18 protein-coding genes are annotated in these 17,504 nt (G+C 60.2%); 6 read left to right on the top strand and 12 right to left on the bottom strand.

Annotation, left to right across the window (positions count from 1 at the left end; all coding sequences use genetic code 11):
- On the top strand, positions 1-1,103 hold a 1,103-nt coding region (locus AOA60_RS34075), incomplete at its 5' end, for an RHS repeat-associated core domain-containing protein (RefSeq protein ID WP_256592905.1).
- Positions 1,104-1,253: 150 nt separating this feature from the next.
- The gene (locus tag AOA60_RS29745; RefSeq protein ID WP_099587307.1) at positions 1,254-1,616 is read left to right on the top strand and encodes an Mpo1-like protein; all 363 of its coding nucleotides are present in this window, start codon (positions 1,254-1,256) and stop codon (positions 1,614-1,616) included.
- Positions 1,617-1,619: 3 nt separating this feature from the next.
- Here AOA60_RS29745 and AOA60_RS29750 read toward each other — a convergent pair whose 3' ends face one another.
- The 3 genes from AOA60_RS29750 to AOA60_RS29760 form a co-directional block, all read right to left on the bottom strand.
- Complete coding sequence (locus tag AOA60_RS29750; RefSeq protein WP_099587308.1) at positions 1,620-2,417, bottom strand: acyl-CoA thioesterase II; 798 nt, start codon at positions 2,415-2,417, stop codon at positions 1,620-1,622.
- Positions 2,418-2,507: 90 nt separating this feature from the next.
- On the bottom strand, positions 2,508-3,269 hold the full coding sequence (locus tag AOA60_RS29755) for a CHAD domain-containing protein (protein ID WP_099587309.1): 762 nt from the start codon (positions 3,267-3,269) through the stop codon (positions 2,508-2,510).
- Positions 3,270-3,314: 45 nt separating this feature from the next.
- A complete protein-coding gene (locus tag AOA60_RS29760) occupies positions 3,315-3,593 on the bottom strand; it encodes a hypothetical protein (protein WP_032888964.1) in 279 nt (92 codons plus the stop codon).
- 218 nt (positions 3,594-3,811) lie between these two features.
- Between AOA60_RS29760 and AOA60_RS29765 the strand changes: the two genes are divergently transcribed.
- Complete coding sequence (locus AOA60_RS29765; protein WP_099587310.1) at positions 3,812-4,849, top strand: patatin-like phospholipase family protein; 1,038 nt, start codon at positions 3,812-3,814, stop codon at positions 4,847-4,849.
- Between the two features lie 54 nt (positions 4,850-4,903).
- Here the strand turns inward: AOA60_RS29765 and AOA60_RS29770 are convergent, their stop codons facing one another.
- The 6 genes from AOA60_RS29770 to kdpF all read right to left on the bottom strand — a co-directional run bounded on the left by AOA60_RS29770 (position 4,904) and on the right by kdpF (position 12,858).
- A complete protein-coding gene (locus AOA60_RS29770; protein WP_032892766.1) occupies positions 4,904-5,593 on the bottom strand; it encodes a response regulator in 690 nt (229 codons plus the stop codon).
- Positions 5,594-5,630: 37 nt separating this feature from the next.
- A complete protein-coding gene (locus AOA60_RS29775) occupies positions 5,631-8,282 on the bottom strand; it encodes a sensor histidine kinase KdpD (protein WP_099587311.1) in 2,652 nt (883 codons plus the stop codon).
- A 124-nt stretch (positions 8,283-8,406) separates the two neighbouring features.
- A complete protein-coding gene (gene kdpC, locus AOA60_RS29780) occupies positions 8,407-8,952 on the bottom strand; it encodes a potassium-transporting ATPase subunit KdpC (protein WP_099587312.1) in 546 nt (181 codons plus the stop codon).
- Between the two features lie 40 nt (positions 8,953-8,992).
- Complete coding sequence (kdpB, locus tag AOA60_RS29785; protein WP_177411516.1) at positions 8,993-11,050, bottom strand: potassium-transporting ATPase subunit KdpB; 2,058 nt, start codon at positions 11,048-11,050, stop codon at positions 8,993-8,995.
- Between the two features lie 14 nt (positions 11,051-11,064).
- Entirely contained in the window at positions 11,065-12,759 is a 1,695-nt protein-coding gene (gene kdpA, locus AOA60_RS29790) for a potassium-transporting ATPase subunit KdpA (protein ID WP_099587314.1), read from the bottom strand.
- Positions 12,760-12,768: 9 nt separating this feature from the next.
- Positions 12,769-12,858 carry a K(+)-transporting ATPase subunit F gene (kdpF, locus tag AOA60_RS29795; protein WP_003218754.1) on the bottom strand — a complete coding sequence of 30 codons (90 nt, stop codon included), beginning with the start codon at positions 12,856-12,858 and terminating at the stop codon, positions 12,769-12,771.
- A 401-nt stretch (positions 12,859-13,259) separates the two neighbouring features.
- Between kdpF and eat the strand changes: the two genes are divergently transcribed.
- Positions 13,260-14,624 carry an ethanolamine permease gene (eat, locus tag AOA60_RS29800; protein WP_099587315.1) on the top strand — a complete coding sequence of 455 codons (1,365 nt, stop codon included), beginning with the start codon at positions 13,260-13,262 and terminating at the stop codon, positions 14,622-14,624.
- Between the two features lie 111 nt (positions 14,625-14,735).
- Positions 14,736-14,903, top strand: coding sequence for a DUF2897 family protein (locus AOA60_RS29805; RefSeq protein WP_081797766.1), 168 nt, complete (start codon positions 14,736-14,738; stop codon positions 14,901-14,903).
- A gap of 6 nt (positions 14,904-14,909) precedes the next feature.
- Here the strand turns inward: AOA60_RS29805 and AOA60_RS29810 are convergent, their stop codons facing one another.
- Together AOA60_RS29810 and AOA60_RS29815 are read right to left on the bottom strand one after the other, a co-directional pair.
- Positions 14,910-15,758, bottom strand: a complete 849-nt coding sequence (locus tag AOA60_RS29810; RefSeq protein WP_099587316.1) for a DUF1989 domain-containing protein — start codon at positions 15,756-15,758, stop codon at positions 14,910-14,912.
- Between the two features lie 15 nt (positions 15,759-15,773).
- Positions 15,774-16,418: a GntR family transcriptional regulator gene (locus AOA60_RS29815; RefSeq protein ID WP_099587317.1), complete on the bottom strand. Its 645-nt coding sequence runs from the start codon at positions 16,416-16,418 to the stop codon at positions 15,774-15,776.
- Between the two features lie 130 nt (positions 16,419-16,548).
- Between AOA60_RS29815 and AOA60_RS29820 the strand changes: the two genes are divergently transcribed.
- Positions 16,549-17,127: a TetR/AcrR family transcriptional regulator gene (locus AOA60_RS29820; RefSeq protein WP_099587318.1), complete on the top strand. Its 579-nt coding sequence runs from the start codon at positions 16,549-16,551 to the stop codon at positions 17,125-17,127.
- A 16-nt stretch (positions 17,128-17,143) separates the two neighbouring features.
- Here the strand turns inward: AOA60_RS29820 and AOA60_RS29825 are convergent, their stop codons facing one another.
- Entirely contained in the window at positions 17,144-17,476 is a 333-nt protein-coding gene (locus AOA60_RS29825) for a helix-hairpin-helix domain-containing protein (protein WP_099587319.1), read from the bottom strand.
- Between the last annotated feature and the right edge of the window lie 28 nt (positions 17,477-17,504).

The raw sequence follows: 17,504 nt of genomic DNA on the forward strand, positions 1-17,504 counted from the left end.
AACTCACCGACCCAGACGGCGAAATCGTCTGGTCCGCGCACTACCGCGCCTACGGCCAGATCAGTCGCCTCGACAAAAGCAAAATCGACAACCCGCTGCGGTTTCAGGGGCAGTACTTCGATGCGGAAAGCGGGCTGCACTACAACCGTCATCGCTACTACAATCCAGATGTTGGTCGTTACCTGACGCCGGACCCGGTGAAGTTGGCGGGCGGGATCAACGCGTACCAGTACGTGCCCAATCCTACGGGGTGGGTGGATCCACTCGGACTGAATGCCAGCTGCACTGGCGTAGTAAAGAAAAATCCAACCTGCGCGATACCTGACGCACCTGATGTATCTCGTAAAGGAGCATTCCGCGCAGCAAAAAGGGACGCCAACATACCGATGTCGCAACAACCTGATGTATTTACCAACGCGCGTTCTGGCGTAAAAAAGCAATACAAAATCGTGAAAATGTCGGATATAAATGAAAAAGCAATTTTAGATAGCTCAGGAAAACCAATTCAGACAAGGGTCTACCAATATACGAGAGCCGATGGCTCCAAAGTATTAATACAAGACCATTCAGCGGGGCATAATTTCGGCGCGCAAGACGGAGCAGGCGATCAAGGCTCTCATTTCAACCTACGCCCATTTGATACACCGCGGACCGGCAAAGTCCCGGGAACAAAAGACCACTACAAAATGAAACATTGGAATGATCTTGAAGGAACCATATTTTTTAATAAATTGTTCAGTCAACCAATTGAAATTCGCGAAATTTATATACACTCGCTGACGATAGAAAACGACCAACCCTCTCTCGGCATTGGCTTTGACATACCAGACTTTCCAGATTTCTTACCTCCAAAATTGCAGGACAAAGGATACAACACATGCAGAATTGGACTGACCTGTCACGGAATAAGTAACCTGCAGATAATCAATCTTCCTCTCCGAGAAATTTTCATTGCAAAAATTACGCGAGAAAATGAGCACTATCTTTTCAACGCAAAATCAGAAAATGCCTCTATTGAATTCAAAGCAAAATGGTTGTCTATGGATGGGCCGTCAGTTTATATAAATTGTCCCGAACCAGGAGATCATAGCTGGTCAGCTTAAGTTATCTAGAATGGATTTTTTTTTGGGGGGGGGGTTAAATGTTTTAGATAACAGAAACTATGAGCTCTATAGCCAGCCCCAATTCGCCCACCCGCCCACGCCCGCCTAAACTCCATCCAAGTTATTTCAACGGACAGAGGACTCACCATCATGGGCAAACGGCACCCCAATCTCCCCGCCTGGCAATGGCGTAACTACCCGCAGAATCACCAGCACCCCACCAACCTGGCCTTGCACCTGATCGCCGTGCCACTGTTTATCGTCGGGTTTCTGTTGATCGTTTCCGGGGTGTTCAGCCTGAGCCTGGCCAGTTTCGCCATTGGCGTGGTGGGCATCCTGGCCGGCCTGGGTTTGCAGCGTCATGGTCATAGTCTGGAAGCCCAGGCCAGCGAGCCTTTCAGTGATCGCAAAGATGCAGTGCAACGCCTGGTGGTCGAGCAGTTCGTGACCTTTCCGCGCTTTGTGTTGAGCGGTGGCTGGTGGCGCGCCTGGCGGCAGCGCCATCGGCACTGATGCTCAGGCGAACACTACAACGGTCTGGCGGCTGATCGCGATCAACTCGCCGGTGGGGCTCCACAGCGCTGCGGCAGCGTGGCCGTAGCCGTCGCGGGCGTGTTCGATGTTGACGTAGTACTGGCACCAATCGAGGGTTGTCAGATCCTGCAATGGTTGGATGAACTCGATGGTCCAGGTCAGGGTGCTGCCCGGAGCCGGTTTGTTCAGATGCGGGAGCAAGGCCGGTGGCCAGGCGTCGACCAGGGCGAGGATATGCGCTTCGGTCAGCGGCTCTTCTTTCACATCCCCACGCAAGCGAACCCAGCCGCCCATGTCGCGAGACTTATTGCCGGTAAATGGCAGGCCGCCGACGCTCCAGCGCATTGCCAGGTGCCGCATGAATTCAGGCGTGACGCCCTTGATATAGGGCAACTCCTGGCACTCGTCCCAGTGTTTGAACGCTGGCGGTGCTTCGCTTGCCACATCAATGACTGATTCACGGGAAGCGCCGAAACTGGCCTGTACCAGCGTCGCCACTTCACCGTTCTGCATGACCCGGCCGAGCAATTGGCTGACCGCCTTGCCTTCGCGCAACACTTCGACTTGATAGCTGGCAGGGACGTCGGGCGCCACCGGGCCAACGAAGGTGATTGCCAACGAGCGCAACGGTCGATCCGCAGGCACCTGGGCGCGCAGGGCTTCGTATTGCAAAGCGGCAACCAGGCCGCCGAACGTCGCGCGACCTTGTGCCCATTCAGCAGGAATGGTGACATCCAGCGGGTGGCTACGGGCAGCGTCGAGCAAGTCACTAAAGCGCATGGCAACCTCAGGTCAAAGGAAACAGATGAGGGATCTTAACCATCGTGGGGGTGAGGTACAGCGCCTATTCCGGCCAAAAGCCGGACCGATTCAGAAACAATCGGAGCTGAGTTTATCCAGCACCCGATCCGCCTGCCCCTCGGCTTTGGCCATGGTTTTGTGCCATACCGCCACACAGGGTTGCAGATCGGCCTGGTGTTCAGCTTGGGCCAGCCACTGCCAGCAGTCGTGCCAATCGCCCAGGGCACCTTGGGCTTTCTTCAGGCGCGACATGGCGTTGGCGGGCAACTTGTCCAATTCGGGATAGGCCTCGGCGGCATAACGCACGCGCTTGATCAACAGCCGCAGACGGTGGCGATCATGGCCAGGATCCTTGAGGGCTTCACCGAGGGTATGCCATTGCTTGGCCAGGCGCTTCTCGATCCGCGAGCGCACGCCCTTGAGCAATTTCTGATGCTGGGAGGCGCGAATAAAGCGTGGGAAGGCATCCAGAATCTGCAGCAAGTGCGCCAATTCCGGACTTTGGGCTACGTGGCGATAAGCATCGGGCTGCAGGCGCAGACGCCGATCCGCCGCGTCGTGATGACCATGCTGGTGCAGATAGGCGGCCAGCACCTCACGATCACGCAGTGGGGTGGTCAATTGGCCGACACTGCTGGCGGCCAGCTCAAGCTGTTCGACGCCCGGCAACCCGCGCAAGGGCCGCAACAGACTACGCAGGCGCCGCACCGTGGTGCGCAAGTCATGCAGCGCTTCGTCGTCGGTGACGGCAGCGAGGCGAGCCTGGCAGCTCAGTAACCCTACTTCCAGGCCAATGACCTGAGCGACTAACTGATCGACCAACGCTGACATCCTGCCCTCACTTCTTGATGAAAAATCCTACTTTCTGCCGACGGCTCAACGCCCGGCGCGCGACTCACGAATATAGAACCGTGCCTTTTCAGCCTTGTTGGAGCAGCCTTCAAACGCTTCAAACTGCTGCTGAGTCTTGGCACCGGTCAACAGGGACAACGCCTTGGAATAGCTGACGGTACCGGCGAAGCCTTCGGCCTTTGCCAGGTCGAGCTCTTTCCACGCGGCATCCAATTGCGCACCGCAACTGTCGCGGTAAGCGGTTTTGCCGGCACAACCGGCCAGGGCCAACAGAATCACAGGCACACACATCCAGGCTTTCATCGATGACACCTCAAAATAAAGAAAAACAGTCGTACGGTTGTAGACGTTACCTACAACAAAAAGTGCCTTGTCCTTAGCCTGAAATCGATAGTACCTATTGCCAGAGCATACCCGAGCCTAGTCGCTACTCTGGAAAAATATTACGCCGCTTAGCGAAGATTGAAGCCGCCCCCTCTATGGGTGCATTGTGGCTACCTGCCGATCAAAGGATATGGACCATGAAAAAACGTGTTGCCTTGGTGCTGGGCTCGGGCGGAGCCCGGGGTTATGCCCATATCGGAGTGATCGAAGAAATCGAACGACGCGGCTATGACATTGCCTGTATTGCCGGCTGCTCCATGGGCGCGGTGGTGGGTGGAATCTATGCTGCAGGCAAGCTGGACAAGTATCGAAACTGGATTGAAAGCCTTGACTACCTCGACGTGCTGCGCCTGGTGGACGTGAGTTTTCGCCTCGGTGCAATTCGTGGCGAGAAGGTCTTCGGCCAAATCCGCAAGATCGTCGGCGAGATCAATATCGAAGAGCTGCGCATCCCCTACACAGCCGTGGCCACCGACCTCACCAACCAGCAGGAAATCTGGTTCCAGGAAGGCTGCCTGCACCAGGCCATGCGCGCCTCGGCGGCAATTCCCAGCCTGTTCACCCCCGTGATGCAAGGCAACCGCATGCTGGTGGACGGCGGTCTGCTCAACCCGCTGCCCATCGTGCCGGTGGTGTCGAGCCATTGCGACTTGATCATCGCAGTCAACCTCAACGCCACCAACCAGAAGCACTACCACTTGCCGGTGATCCAGCGGCCGCCGGCCTTCAAGAGCCGCTTCAACAGCCTGGCGAAATCACTGGGCTCGCACTTGCCGTTTCGCCGCAAGCAGGCCGAGCAGTTGATGAAGCTGGAGCAGGAGGCCTTGCAGGCCCAGGCGGCCGAGATCAACCCGTGGCTGGATTCGGCTGAACCCGAGTCCCAACAACCCGCCGCCGCTCCGGAAAAACCCGGCGCGCCGAAGTCCGCCACTGGATCGTTCATCATCGATAATGTGGGGCCAGCGTCGTTGCTGGACCTGATCAACCAGAGTTTCGAGGTGATGCAGACGTCATTGGCCCAGTACAAGATTGCAGGCTATCCGCCGGACGTGTTGATCAACGTGCCGAAGCGGGTGTGCAGGTTTTTCGAGTTCTACAAGGCGCCGGAGTTGATCGCGTTGGGCCGGGAAATTGCCAGTGACACGCTGGACCGCTATGAGAGTGAGCAGTCCTGAGTACTTCGCTGTTGCCCGCGACGACGGTGGATCAGATAACAAACCTCTTCAGGCTCAAGCCCCCAACAACCGATACCCCACCCCCGCCTCGGTCACGATAAAACGTGGCTGAGTCGGATCATCCGCCAGTTTCTGGCGCAGATGGCCCACCACAATCCTCAGATAGTGACTGTCCTCGGTATGGGTCGGCCCCCAGATATCCTTGAGCAGTTGCTGCTGAGTAATCACCCGCCCTGGATGCCGTGCCAACTGCGCCAGCACGGCATATTCCTTACGGGTCAGCGCCACTTCAGCGCCGTCCAGCAGTACGCGGCGATAGGCCAGATCGACCGTCAGCGGGCCGAAACTCAATGCTGCTTCCTGCGCTTCGCCTGCGGGTGCCTGGCGCAACAGCGCGCGAACCCTGGCGAGAAATTCCTGGATACCAAAAGGTTTGGTCACATAGTCATTGGCGCCACCGTCGAGGGCTTCGACCTTTTGCCCTTCGCTGGCGCGCACCGACAGCACCAATACCGGCACCGTCGACCACTCACGAAACTCACGCAGCACCTGCTGGCCGTCCATGTCCGGCAGGCCGAGGTCGAGCACCAGCAAGTCCGGCTTGCTCAATGCCGCCTGGGCCAGACCTTCGTTACCGGTACCGGCCTCGATCACTTTGTAGCCCTGGGAGGCCAGGCTGATGCGCAAGAACTTGCGGATCTGTGGTTCGTCATCAATGACCAAAATCGTCGCGGTCTGGCTCATGGTGTTCCATCAAAATCCGTGGAGAAAAGAGGGTAGCTCACGACTCAGGCTCCAGGCCAGGCTGTGTCGGCAATGGCAAAAACAAGGTGATGCAGGTGCCGCGCCCTTCAATGCCATCGGCCACGCGGATATGCCCTCCGTGCGCCCCGACCATGCCCTGGCAGATCGCCAAGCCGAGGCCGGTGCCCTGCCCGCCCCGATCACCGCGTGCGGCGGTGTAGAACATATCGAAAATTTTCGCACGCTCGTCTTCGGGAATACCCGGCCCCTCATCGGCCACCGCGAAAAACAGTTGGTTATCCGACACGCCGGCACTCAATTGCAAACGCCCCAGGGGAGGTGAAAAGCGTGCGGCGTTCTCCAGCACATTGACCAGCGCCTGCTCGATCAAGGCCGCATGCACATACAGCAATGGCAGCTCAGGCGGCACCTCGGTGCTCACCTGCAACGGCGCCAGCACCGCACGTAAACGGCCGAGGGCACTGCCGACGATATCGCCCGGCGACACCCAATCCCGCGCCAGTTTGAGCGCGCCATGGCCCAGGCGCGTCATGTCCAGCAGATTCTGGATATAACGATCGAGGCGCTCGGCTTCATCGCGCGTGCCTTCGAGTAATTCGCGACGGTCCTCCAAGGGGATGGCTTCACCCAACGCCAACAGGCTGTCGATACTGCCGCGCATGGACGTCAGCGGCGTGCGCAGATCATGGGACACCGACGCGAGCAAGGCGCTGCGCAGTTGCTCGGTTTCGCCGTGCAGGCGTGCGGATTCAAGCTCCTGCGCCAACTGCGCACGGGCCAGGGCCTGGGCCAGCGGCTGGCTCAACGCGGTGAGCAGGCGGCGGCGTTGACCACTCAACGCCTGGCCCGGTTTGGCACTGACACCCAGCAAGCCCAGCGGACCTTCCTCGCCCGACAATGGCCACCACCACCAACGCCCAAACGGCAAGGTGCCGGTGCCCATGCCAGCGGGCTGGTCATGTTGCCAGGCCCAGTCGGCCGCGGCGCGTTCGGCTTCGCTGAGGGTCAGCGGGCCGCCGGTCTCGACCTTCCAGCCGCCCTGACCGTCGCGATTGACCAGGCACAGGTCCAGATCGCTCCAGCCTTCCAGGTGATGGGCCGCCGCGCTGACCACCGCCTGGCGATCGGTGGCGGCCGTGAGTTTGCGTGACAGGTCGAGCAGCTCGCTGGTTTCTTCCTGAGTGTCGCGCAATGCCTGCAATTGTCGACGCTGGCGCGCCGCGAGGTTGCCGGTGAGCGCCGCCATCAGCAGGAAGAACAGCAGGGTCAGCACATCTTCTTCGCGCTGGATGGAGAAGGAAAAATTCGGCGGAATAAACAGGAAGTCGTAGGTCAGAAATGACAACGCCGCGCACACCAGGGATGGCCCCAGGCTGCTGCGCACCGCCACCAGCAAGACGGCGGCGAGGAACACCAAAGAGATATTCGGCAACGGCAACACACTGGACACCGCCCAGGCCACGCCCGCAGCCACCAGCGTTGCGAACACCGCCAAGGCGTAATCGAACCACACCAGCCCGCGCACCTGCGGCATACGCGGCGGTGCGGGAATGTCGTCGCTGTCGAGCACGTTGATTTCCAGGCCCCGCGCATTGCGCAACAGACGCGCCGCCAGGCCACCACCAAACAGACGACGGCGCCAGCGCATCCGTGACTGCCCGACCAACACCAGGCTGGCGCGGCGTTCGGCGGCGTGCTGGATCAACGTTTTGGCCACCTCCCCCGCCCGTAGCAACACGACTTCGCCGCCGAGACGCTCGGCCAATTGCTGGGCGTTTTGCAGGCGCAGACGCGACTGTTCATCCCGTGCGCGGCCGTTATCGACATGCACCAGGCTCCACGGCAAGTGCCGACGCTGAGCCACCCGACTCGCATGCCGCACCAGACGTTCAGCCTGGGCATCACCGTCCACGCCCACCAGCAAACGACCGCGCACCGCCGGTGCCGCCTGACCAAGCTGGCGATAGCCCTGGGCCAAGTCGTCGTCGACGTGGGCGGCGGCGGTCTGCATCGCCAGCTCGCGCAGGGCCATCAGGTTGGTCTGGGTGAAAAACGCATCGATGGCCGCTCGGGCCTGTTCCGGGACGTAGACTTTGCCGTCGCGCAGACGCTCCAGCAGCTCGCGGGATGGCAGGTCGATCAGCAGCAGTTCGTCGGCCTCTTGCAGCACCCAGTCGGGCAGAGTTTCACGCACGTGCACGCCGGTAATGCCGCGCACTTGGTCATTAAGGCTTTCCAGATGCTGGACGTTGACCGTGGTAAACACGTTGATGCCGGCGGCAAGCAATTCCTGAATGTCTTGCCAGCGCTTCTCATGACGGCTGCCCGGGGCGTTGCTGTGGGCCAGTTCGTCCACCAGCACCAACTTGGGTTTGGTGGCGAGCAGGCCGTCGAGGTCCATTTCTTCGAGCATCACGCCGCGGTATTCGCTGCGCAGCAACGGTTGCTGTGGCAGGCCGCTGAGCAAGGCTTCGGTCTCGGCGCGGCCATGGGTTTCCACCACGCCGGCGACCAGCTTGACGCCCTGGCGCAGTTGGGTGTGGGCGGCCTGCAGCATGGCGTAGGTCTTGCCCACGCCCGGTGCGGCGCCGAGGAAAACTTTGAGCCGGCCACGGCCGTTGCGGGGCAGATCGGCGAGCAGGGCGTCGGCGCGGCCGGAGTCGCTCATGCGTGGGGGTTCCTTCAGGTGTTTGTATAAAGTTTTTCAGGGCTCCATCGGGGGCAAGCCCACTCCCACATTTGGAATGCATTTCCCTGTGGGAGGGGGCTTGCCCCGACGGTGGTCTCAATGCCTACAACTTTTCCAGGGCCATGTTCAGCGCCAGCACATTCACTACCGGCGGCCCCACCAACGGGCTTTCGATGTGCTCATCCAGCAGCCGTTGCAAGGTCGACACCGGCACATTCCGCGCCGCCGCCACCCGCGCCAGTTGATAGGCAATCGCCTGAGGTGGCAAGTGTGGATCAAGACCGCTGCCAGAGGTAGTCAGCGAGGCCAACGGCACCGGCCCCTGACTGGGCACCCGCTGTTTATTCGCGTCATCGAATACACGGGTAGCCAACGCTGGGTTACTCGGGCCGAGGTTACTGGCGCTGCTCGACACGGTCGCAAAAGCCCCCGCCGATGGGCGCGGGTGGAACCAGCTGTCACCGGTAAAATCCTGGGCGATCAGGCTGGAGCCGCGCACCTTGCCATCGGCGTCGCGCACCAGGCTGCCGTTGGCCTGGTCGGGGAAGGCCACTTGCGCCACGCCGGTGACCACCAGTGGGTAGGCCACGCCGGTGATCAGGGTCATGAGGACCAGCAGGCTCAGGGCCGGGCGGATCATGTTAGTCATAGTCAAATCCTCAATAAATCGGCAAACCAAGGTAGCCAGTTCAAACCAGGTGCAGCGCGGTCAGCAGCATGTCGATGGCCTTGATGCCCACGAATGGCACCAGCAACCCACCCACGCCATAGATCAACAGGTTGCGCCGCAGCAACGCCGCTGCACTCGCCGCCTGTACGCGCACACCGCGCAATGCCAGCGGGATCAACACCACGATAATCAGCGCGTTAAACACAATGGCCGACAGAATCGCGCTCTGCGGACTCTGCAGGTGCATGACGTTGAGCACGCCCAGTTGCGGATAGATCGAGGCAAACAGCGCAGGCAGAATCGCGAAGTATTTGGCCACGTCGTTGGCGATGGAAAAGGTGGTCAGCGCGCCACGGGTCACCAGCAATTCCTTGCCGATCTGCACCACATCCAGCAGCTTGGTGGGGTCGCTGTCGAGGTCGACCATGTTGGCGGCTTCACGCGCTGCCTGGGTGCCGTCGTTCATGGCCATGCCCACGTCGGCCTGGGCCAGTGCCGGTGCATCGTTGGCGCCGTCGCCGCACATGGCCACCAGGCGACCGTCGTTCTGCTCATGACGGATACGTGCAAGTTTTTTCTCTGGCGTGGCTTCGGCCAGCACATCATCCACGCCCGCCTCAGCGGCAATCGCAGCAGCCGTCAGCGGGTTGTCGCCGGTAACCATCACGGTGCGGATGCCCAGTTTGCGCAACTCAGCGAAACGTTCGCGGATGCCGGGCTTGACCACGTCCTTAAGATGAATCGCACCGAGCAACTTGCCATCGGCGCACACCAGCAACGGGGTGCCGCCGCTTTGGGCGATCTTGTCGATTTCCCGCGACAACGCAGGTGCAAGGTCAAGGCGCTGCTGGCCGATAAATGCCAGCAGTGAATCCACTGCGCCTTTGCGATACACGCGGCCTTGGCAGTCAACGCCGGATAGCCGGGTTTCGGCGCTGAACGGCACGGCGGTCAACTCGTCCGGCGCAGGCTCGGCCTGAGGGTGCAAGGCGCGCAGGTATTCAACGATGGATTTGCCTTCCGCCGTGTCGTCCGCCAGGGACGCAAACAGCGCACCTTCGGCCACCTCGCGGCCGCTGACGCCAGGCGCCGCGACCACCGCTGCGCAGCGGCGATTACCAAAGGTGATGGTGCCGGTCTTGTCCAGCAGCAACACATGCACGTCACCCGCGGCTTCCACGGCACGGCCGGACTTGGCGATCACATTGAGGCGTACCAGGCGGTCCATGCCGGCGATGCCGATGGCCGACAACAAGCCGCCAATGGTCGTAGGAATCAGCGTCACCAGCAGTGCGACCAGAAACACCAAAGGCAAGCTGCCATTGGCGAAGTGGGCGAACGGCTGCAGCGTCACGACCACCAACAGGAAGATCAGCGTGAGGCCGATCAGCAGGATATCCAGCGCAACTTCATTGGGAGTCTTCTGGCGCTTGGCGCCTTCCACCAACGCGATCATGCGGTCCAGGGTCGACTCGCCGGGGTTGGCGGTGATGCGGATCAGCAGCCAGTCCGAGACCAGCCGCGTGTTACCGGTGACTGCCGAGCGGTCGCCGCCGGACTCGCGGATCACCGGGGCGGATTCGCCAGTGATCGCCGCTTCGTTCACCGCCGCGATGCCTTCGATCACCTCGCCGTCACCGGGGATCATCTCCCCGGCGGCAACGCGCACCACATCGCCTTTGCGCAGGCTGGTGGCGGGCACGACCTTGAAGCTGCCATCGGCTTCCTTGCGCCGTGCGCTGAGGCCTTCGCTACCGGCCTTGAGGCTGTCGGCGCGCGCCTTGCCGCGCCCTTCGGCCAAGGCTTCGGCGAAGTTGGCAAACAGCACGGTGAACCACAGCCACACGGCGATCTGCACGGCAACGAAAGTCGGCACGGTGGTGTCAGGCACGAAGCACAGCACCGTGGTGAGGATCGCAGTCAATTCGACCACCAGCATCACCGGCGAGCGCTTCAGCTGGCGCGGGTCAAGCTTGACGAACGCCTGGACCAGCGCCGGGCGCCACAGAGCAGAGATGGCGGTTTTGGCAGGCTCCTGGGGTTTGACCGGGGCCGCGTTTTTTGCAGGCATATTCATGTTCATATCCCTTCTCAGAAGCCCATGCTCAAGTGTTCGGCGATAGGACCCAGCGCCAGCGTCGGCAGGAAAGTCAGGCCCCCTACCAGCAAGATGGTGACGGTCAACAGGGTCACGAACAGCGGGCCGTGGGTGGGGAAGCTGTTCTGGCCAATCGGTGCGCTCTTTTTCATCGCCAGACTGCCGGCCAGGGCCAGTACCGGGAGGATGTAGCCAAAGCGGCCGATCAACATGCCCAGGCCGAGCATCAGGTTATGGAACGGCGTGTTGGCGCTGAAGCCAGCAAACGCCGAGCCGTTGTTGGCACTGGCTGAGGTGTAGGCGTAGAGCAGTTGGCTGAAGCCATGGGGGCCAGGGTTGCTGATGGCACCGGCTGGGCCTGGCAGGCTGGCAGCAATGGCACCGAGCACGAGCACGCCAACCGGCATCACCAACAAGGTCACGACGAGCAGTTGCACTTCCTTGGCCTGTAGCTTCTTGCCGAGGTATTCCGGGGTGCGACCGATCATCAAACCGGCGAGGAACACCGCGATCAACACGTTGAGCAACATGCCATACATGCCGGCGCCAACGCCGCCGAAGATAACCTCACCGACCATCATGTTGACCAGCGCCACCATCCCGCTGAGGGGGCTGAGGCTGTCCTGCATGCCGTTGACCGAACCGTTGGACGCCGCGGTAGTGGTCACCGACCACAGCACCGTGCCAGTGGTACCGAAGCGCGTTTCCTTGCCTTCCAGCGGTGCGGTCTGCTCCACGGCCGGGTTGTTCAGGGTCGGATTGGGCTGGTATTCGGACCACAGAGACGTCGCGCCGCCGATCAGGAACAACGCCAGCATGCAGCCAAGGATCGCGCGGCTCTGGCGCAGATCTTTGACGTAGTGACCGAAGGTGAAGACCAGCGCCACCGGGATCAGAATGATGGACGCCACCTCAAACAGGTTGGCCCACGCGGTCGGATCTTCAAACGGATGCGCCGAGTTGACCCCAAAGAAGCCGCCACCGTTGGTGCCCAGTTGCTTGATCGCAATCTGACTGGCCGCCGGGCCGAGGGGGATGACCTGATCCACGCCTTGCAGCGTCACGGCATCGACGTAATGGGCGAAAGTCTGTGGCACGCCCTGCCACACCAGGAACAACGCCAGCACCAGGCACAGCGGCAACAGGCCGTAGAGGGTAGCGCGGGTCATATCAACCCAGAAGTTACCCAATGTCTGGGCCGACTTGCGACCGATCCCACGGCACAGAGCGACCAGGACTGCCAGACCGGTCGCAGCACTGACGAAGTTCTGCACGGTCAGGCCGGCCATCTGGCTGAGGTAGCTCAGTGACGCCTCGCCGCTGTAGGACTGCCAGTTGGTATTGGTCATGAAACTGACCGCGGTGTTGAAGGCCAGCGTCCACTCCTGCCCCGGCAATTTCTGCGGGTTGAGTGGGAGATAGTCCTGGAACACCAGGATCGCGAAAAGCAGCAGAAAACCCGCGAGGTTGAATGCGAGCAAGGCCAGCATGTATTTCTGCCAGCTCTGCTCCTGCTGCGCGTCGACACCCGACAGGCGATAACAGGCTTTTTCGACAGGCCCCAGGACCGGAGTCAGCCACGTGCGCTGGCCCTCCATCACCTTGTAGTAGAACCGCCCCAGGAAGGGGGCCGGCACCAGTACCACGGCAAAGAAGGCAATGATCAGCCAATAGTCATAACTGTGCATGGCCAGCTCCTAGTTCCGATCCGCGCGTAGCAGCGCAACCAGCAGATAAATGAACAGCGCCACGGCCAATAGCAGTGACACCCCGTCCAGAACGCTCATGGAAGTCTCTCCGTTCAGCGGCGAGTGCCGCGTGTGGGGCAATTGTCCGCAGGAGTGGTGTAAAGGAACGAGAGCGAGGGTGCAGGCGGGGCGTAAAGACGGCGTAAAGAGTGGGTTTATACGGGGTTTACAGAGGGATTTGCAGTGGCTGGGAGGGCCTCATCGGGGGCAAGCCCCCTCCCACACTTGGCCCTGCATATACCGGTAAAAATGTGGGAGGGGGCTTGCCCCCGATAGCGTCGGCACAGTCCCCCCCGCACTTATCTGGTGCAACAAGGCAAAGTTTCAAACGCCAAACCATCCCCCAGACGACAGTTGCGCGCCTTTACGACAATGATTCTCAGGCTGGCATGGCCGCTGCAACACCTTGAATCATTCCAAACCGTTCAGGGAGCAACACAATGAACACACAACTCAAACCCACCCTAGGCACCCTGCATTTATGGGGCATTGCCGTCGGGCTGGTGATCTCCGGGGAATACTTCGGCTGGAGCTATGGCTGGGGCGTGGCCGGGACCTTGGGCTTTCTGGTGACCTCGTTGATGGTCGCCGCGATGTACACCTGCTTTATCTTCAGTTTCACCGAGCTGACCACCGCAATTCCCCATGCTGGCGGGCCATTTGCCTACAGCCGTCGGGCGTTTGGAGAGAAAGGCGGTTTGATCGCCGGCCTTGCCACACTGATCGAATTTGTCTTCGCGCCACCTGCCATTGCCTTGGCCATCGGCGCTTATCTGAATGTGCAGTTTCCAGCGCTGGATCCCAAACACGCGGCCGTCGGTGCATACATTGTGTTCATGGGCTTGAACATCCTTGGCGTGAAGCTCGCCGCGACCTTTGAACTGGTGGTGTGCGTGCTCGCCGTCGCCGAGTTGCTGGTGTTTATGGGCGTGGTTGCGCCGGCATTCAGCTTCAGTAACTTCGCCCTGAACGGCTGGGCGGGTTCCGACACGTTTGGCGCTCCGGCAATTGCGGGCATGTTTGCCGCGATTCCCTTCGCCATCTGGTTCTTCCTCGCCATCGAAGGCGCAGCCATGGCGGCTGAAGAAGCGAAAGATCCGAAGCGCACGATTCCAAAGGCCTACATCAGCGGCATCCTGACCCTGGTGATCCTGGCCATGGGCGTGATGTTCTTCGCGGGTGGCGTGGGCGATTGGCGCACCCTGTCGAACATCAACGACCCGTTGCCACAGGCCATGAAAACCGTGGTCGGCGAAAGCTCCGGCTGGTTGCATATGCTGGTGTGGATCGGCCTGTTCGGCCTGGTGGCGAGTTTCCACGGCATTATTCTGGGCTACTCGCGCCAATTCTTCGCCTTGGCCCGCGCCGGCTACCTGCCGTCATTCCTCGCCAAACTGTCGCGTTTTCAGACACCACACCGGGCCATCATCGCCGGCGGCGTGGTCGGCATCGCCGCTATCTACAGCGACGGCCTGATCAACCTAGGCGGCATGACCCTGACTGCAGCGATGATCACCATGGCAGTGTTCGGCGCGATCGTCATGTACATCATGAGCATGCTCAGCCTGTTCAAATTGCGTAAGACCGAACCGCTGCTGGAACGCACCTTCCGCGCGCCGGGTTATCCGATCGTGCCAGGCATTGCGTTGGTATTGGCGGTGGTGTGCCTGGTGGCCATGGCGTGGTTCAACACGCTGATCGGGTTGATCTTCCTGGGCTTCATGGTGGTGGGTTTTGTGTACTTCCAACTCACCGCGCAAGACCGTGCCGATGCGCCGGCAGATGCAATGTTGACCGGGCTCTAAGGTTTACGAGGCAGAACGGGCCTACACTGAACTACTCAGAAAGCCCGTTACTCAAAGCAGCTATTGCCGTGGGAAAATTCTCCCACGGCAATCTGCCTCAAGGAGAGCCTTATGCCGTGGTATGCGTGGTTGATTATGGTGGTCGCGATCGGGTCGATCGTCGGGGGGCTGATGATGCTGCGAGACAGCGCCAACAAAGTGGAGCTCACCGACGAGCAACGCAAACGCGTGGCCGAGCGCAATGCCCAGGCGGATGCCAAGGATTCACAGGATCGCTAGGATCGATTACTCCCAATCCGCCTTGGCAATCTGCAACCCGTGCTGCCCCTTGTAGGCAGCACGCTCTGGCTGGCTCCAGCCATTCAGTAACTCATCCTCCAACTGATAGATCTCGACACCCAGCGGACGACACACCGTCAGTGGATCCTGCGCATCCGGGCCCCACATCGGCAGTGACAAATCCCCACCCGGGCAGGTCGACAGCGCACACAGCAAATCAATTTCGGCAAAAAACTCCAGGTAATCGCCCTTCTGTGCAGGACACGCCTTCATGAAATACATGTCGTCGTGATTGAGACCGGTGCACTGGAAAATATTCAACACGTCATGCACGTCGAATTCCGTCAGACCGTGGGGCAACACCGCACGCGTCAGGTTGGAGTGGCAGTGGTGATGGAAATCCTCCCCCGTCAGCATGCGGTTCACGTAAGGGTCGCAACGCGTGCCCAGCAAGTCATGCAAGCGCCCGCCGTGCTCGTCGATACCGTAACCGGCCAGGCTGTCATCCGTGATCGTAACCAAAGGCCGCAAAAACGGCAGATTCGACCACAAGCGGTCATGGGTGCTGACATGAGCGCCCTGCAATTGGCGGGTGCGCGCCGCCCAAAGACGTTCGCGAGGGTCATTGGCATTCCATACGTTAAAGTCACCCACCTGCGGCCCCACCGGCGTGGTGACACGAAACACATGCCCGGCCGGCACCTTCCACGCCCTGCCCGTGCGAATCGGCACTTCAAACTGTTCGATCAACGTGCGCTGATCCGCCCGGTCACGAATACGCTCGTAAAACGCCGTATCGACCTGCAACGCCGAGCCTTTGCTGACCTGATAAGCGGCCGGATAGTCTTTATACATGGTGCAGATCCTCAATCAGGGGTGGGTAAAAAGAGCCAACGAGATGCGTTCGGAATCCTCCAGGTACAGGCTCATCGCCTCCCCTGCCGCGGCTTTATTCGGCTGGACCAGTAACGTGTAAATCTCGCGGTCACGTTCCAGCCAGGGCGACTGGAATCGCTGCTCATCGAGCGCCGCGCAAAACACCAAGCGTAATTGGGCGATGACCTGGGCGAAAAACTCATCGAACAACGGGCTGCGCATCAACCCGACAATGTGCTGATGGAACAACAAACTGTGGGTGGCCACGGCGCGCCAGTCTTCGCGCTCACGGGCCAGGGTGGTGGCGTCGATGGCGTTTTGCATGCGTTCAGATTGTTCATCCGTCAACACGCTGCTTCCGGCGATCGCCTGCAATTCGAGGGTGCGGCGCACGACAAACAGGTCGCGAACCTCCTCCCGCTGCAGTCGCCGGACCATCACACCCTTGTTGCGCACGTAACGGGTAAGCCCTTCCTGACCCAAACGGTGCAGGGCTTCGCGAATGGTGTTACGCGACGCACTGTAGGCCCGGACCAGATCCACCTCGACCAATGCCATACCTGGCAATAACCGCCCGCCGATAATGTCGGCGCGCAGCTCCAAGGCAATCTGGTCGGCTAAAGACAAATTGGGAGTCATCATTCCCTCACGATTGTTGAACAATCTTTTGCGTAGAGGTAATCACTTTTCATGCCAACACCTTAGCTTCGCCAACCGTGTAAAAAAGTTCAGGTTGGTTAAAATGCCAGCCTGTCACCGAGGCCGCCCTATGCGTTATTCCCAAGACCACAAAGCCCAGACCCACCAACGCATCATCAAGGAAGCGTCAGCCCGCTTTCGCCGTGACGGCATCGACGCCACAGGCCTGCAGCCGCTGATGAAAGCGCTCAACCTGACCCATGGCGGCTTCTACGCGCACTTCAGGTCCAAGAAAGAGCTGGTGGAAAAAGCGCTACAGGCTGCGGCGGCCGACCTGGATGCCCATTGCGACATGCTGTTCAGCCAGGAACGGCCGATGGACGCGTTTATCGACAGCTACCTGTCGGAATGGCACCTGACCTCACCGGACCAGGGCTGCCCGTTGCCAACGATGTCTTCCGAACTGGGCTTGAGAGGCCAACCCAGTGCAACCACCGACCACGTGCTCGACGCAAGGCTCAAGCAAATTGAAACGGCACTGGGCGCGGGACGTTGCGACGCAGAAAGTCTGATGATGATGTCGACACTGGTAGGCGCATTGGTCTTGGCCAGGAGTGTTGAAGATCCACAATTGGCAAGACGGATCATGGAAGTAGTACGGGAGAACCTGAAAACGCAAAATCTGCAGGATAAAGAGGCCGATCAATGACCGGCCTCTTGGACGTTTAGTTGATCACCAACCTGTCGCGGTTCTTCTCCAGCAACGCCTTGCCGATCCCCTTCACTTCCAACAACTCATCCACCGCCGTGAACGGACCATTGCTTTCGCGGTAGGCAATGATCGCCTTGGCTTTGGCCGCGCCAATGCCGAAGAGATCGCGACGCAGGGTCTCGGCGTCGGCGGCGTTCAGGTTGACCTTGGCGGACTGCTCGACCTGAGTCATCTGCGCGGTGACAGGGGTTGGGGCTTCTGGCTTGATGGACGGCGCTGCGGTGGCGGCGACGGAGAGGGTTGTGAGGAAGGCGAAGATCAGCGAAGAAATGTAGGTTTTCTGCATGGGTGACGCTCCTTGACATCGTTGAGGG

Source organism: Pseudomonas sp. 2822-17, from assembly GCF_002742485.1.
Taxonomy (GTDB): domain Bacteria; phylum Pseudomonadota; class Gammaproteobacteria; order Pseudomonadales; family Pseudomonadaceae; genus Aquipseudomonas; species Aquipseudomonas cyclaminis.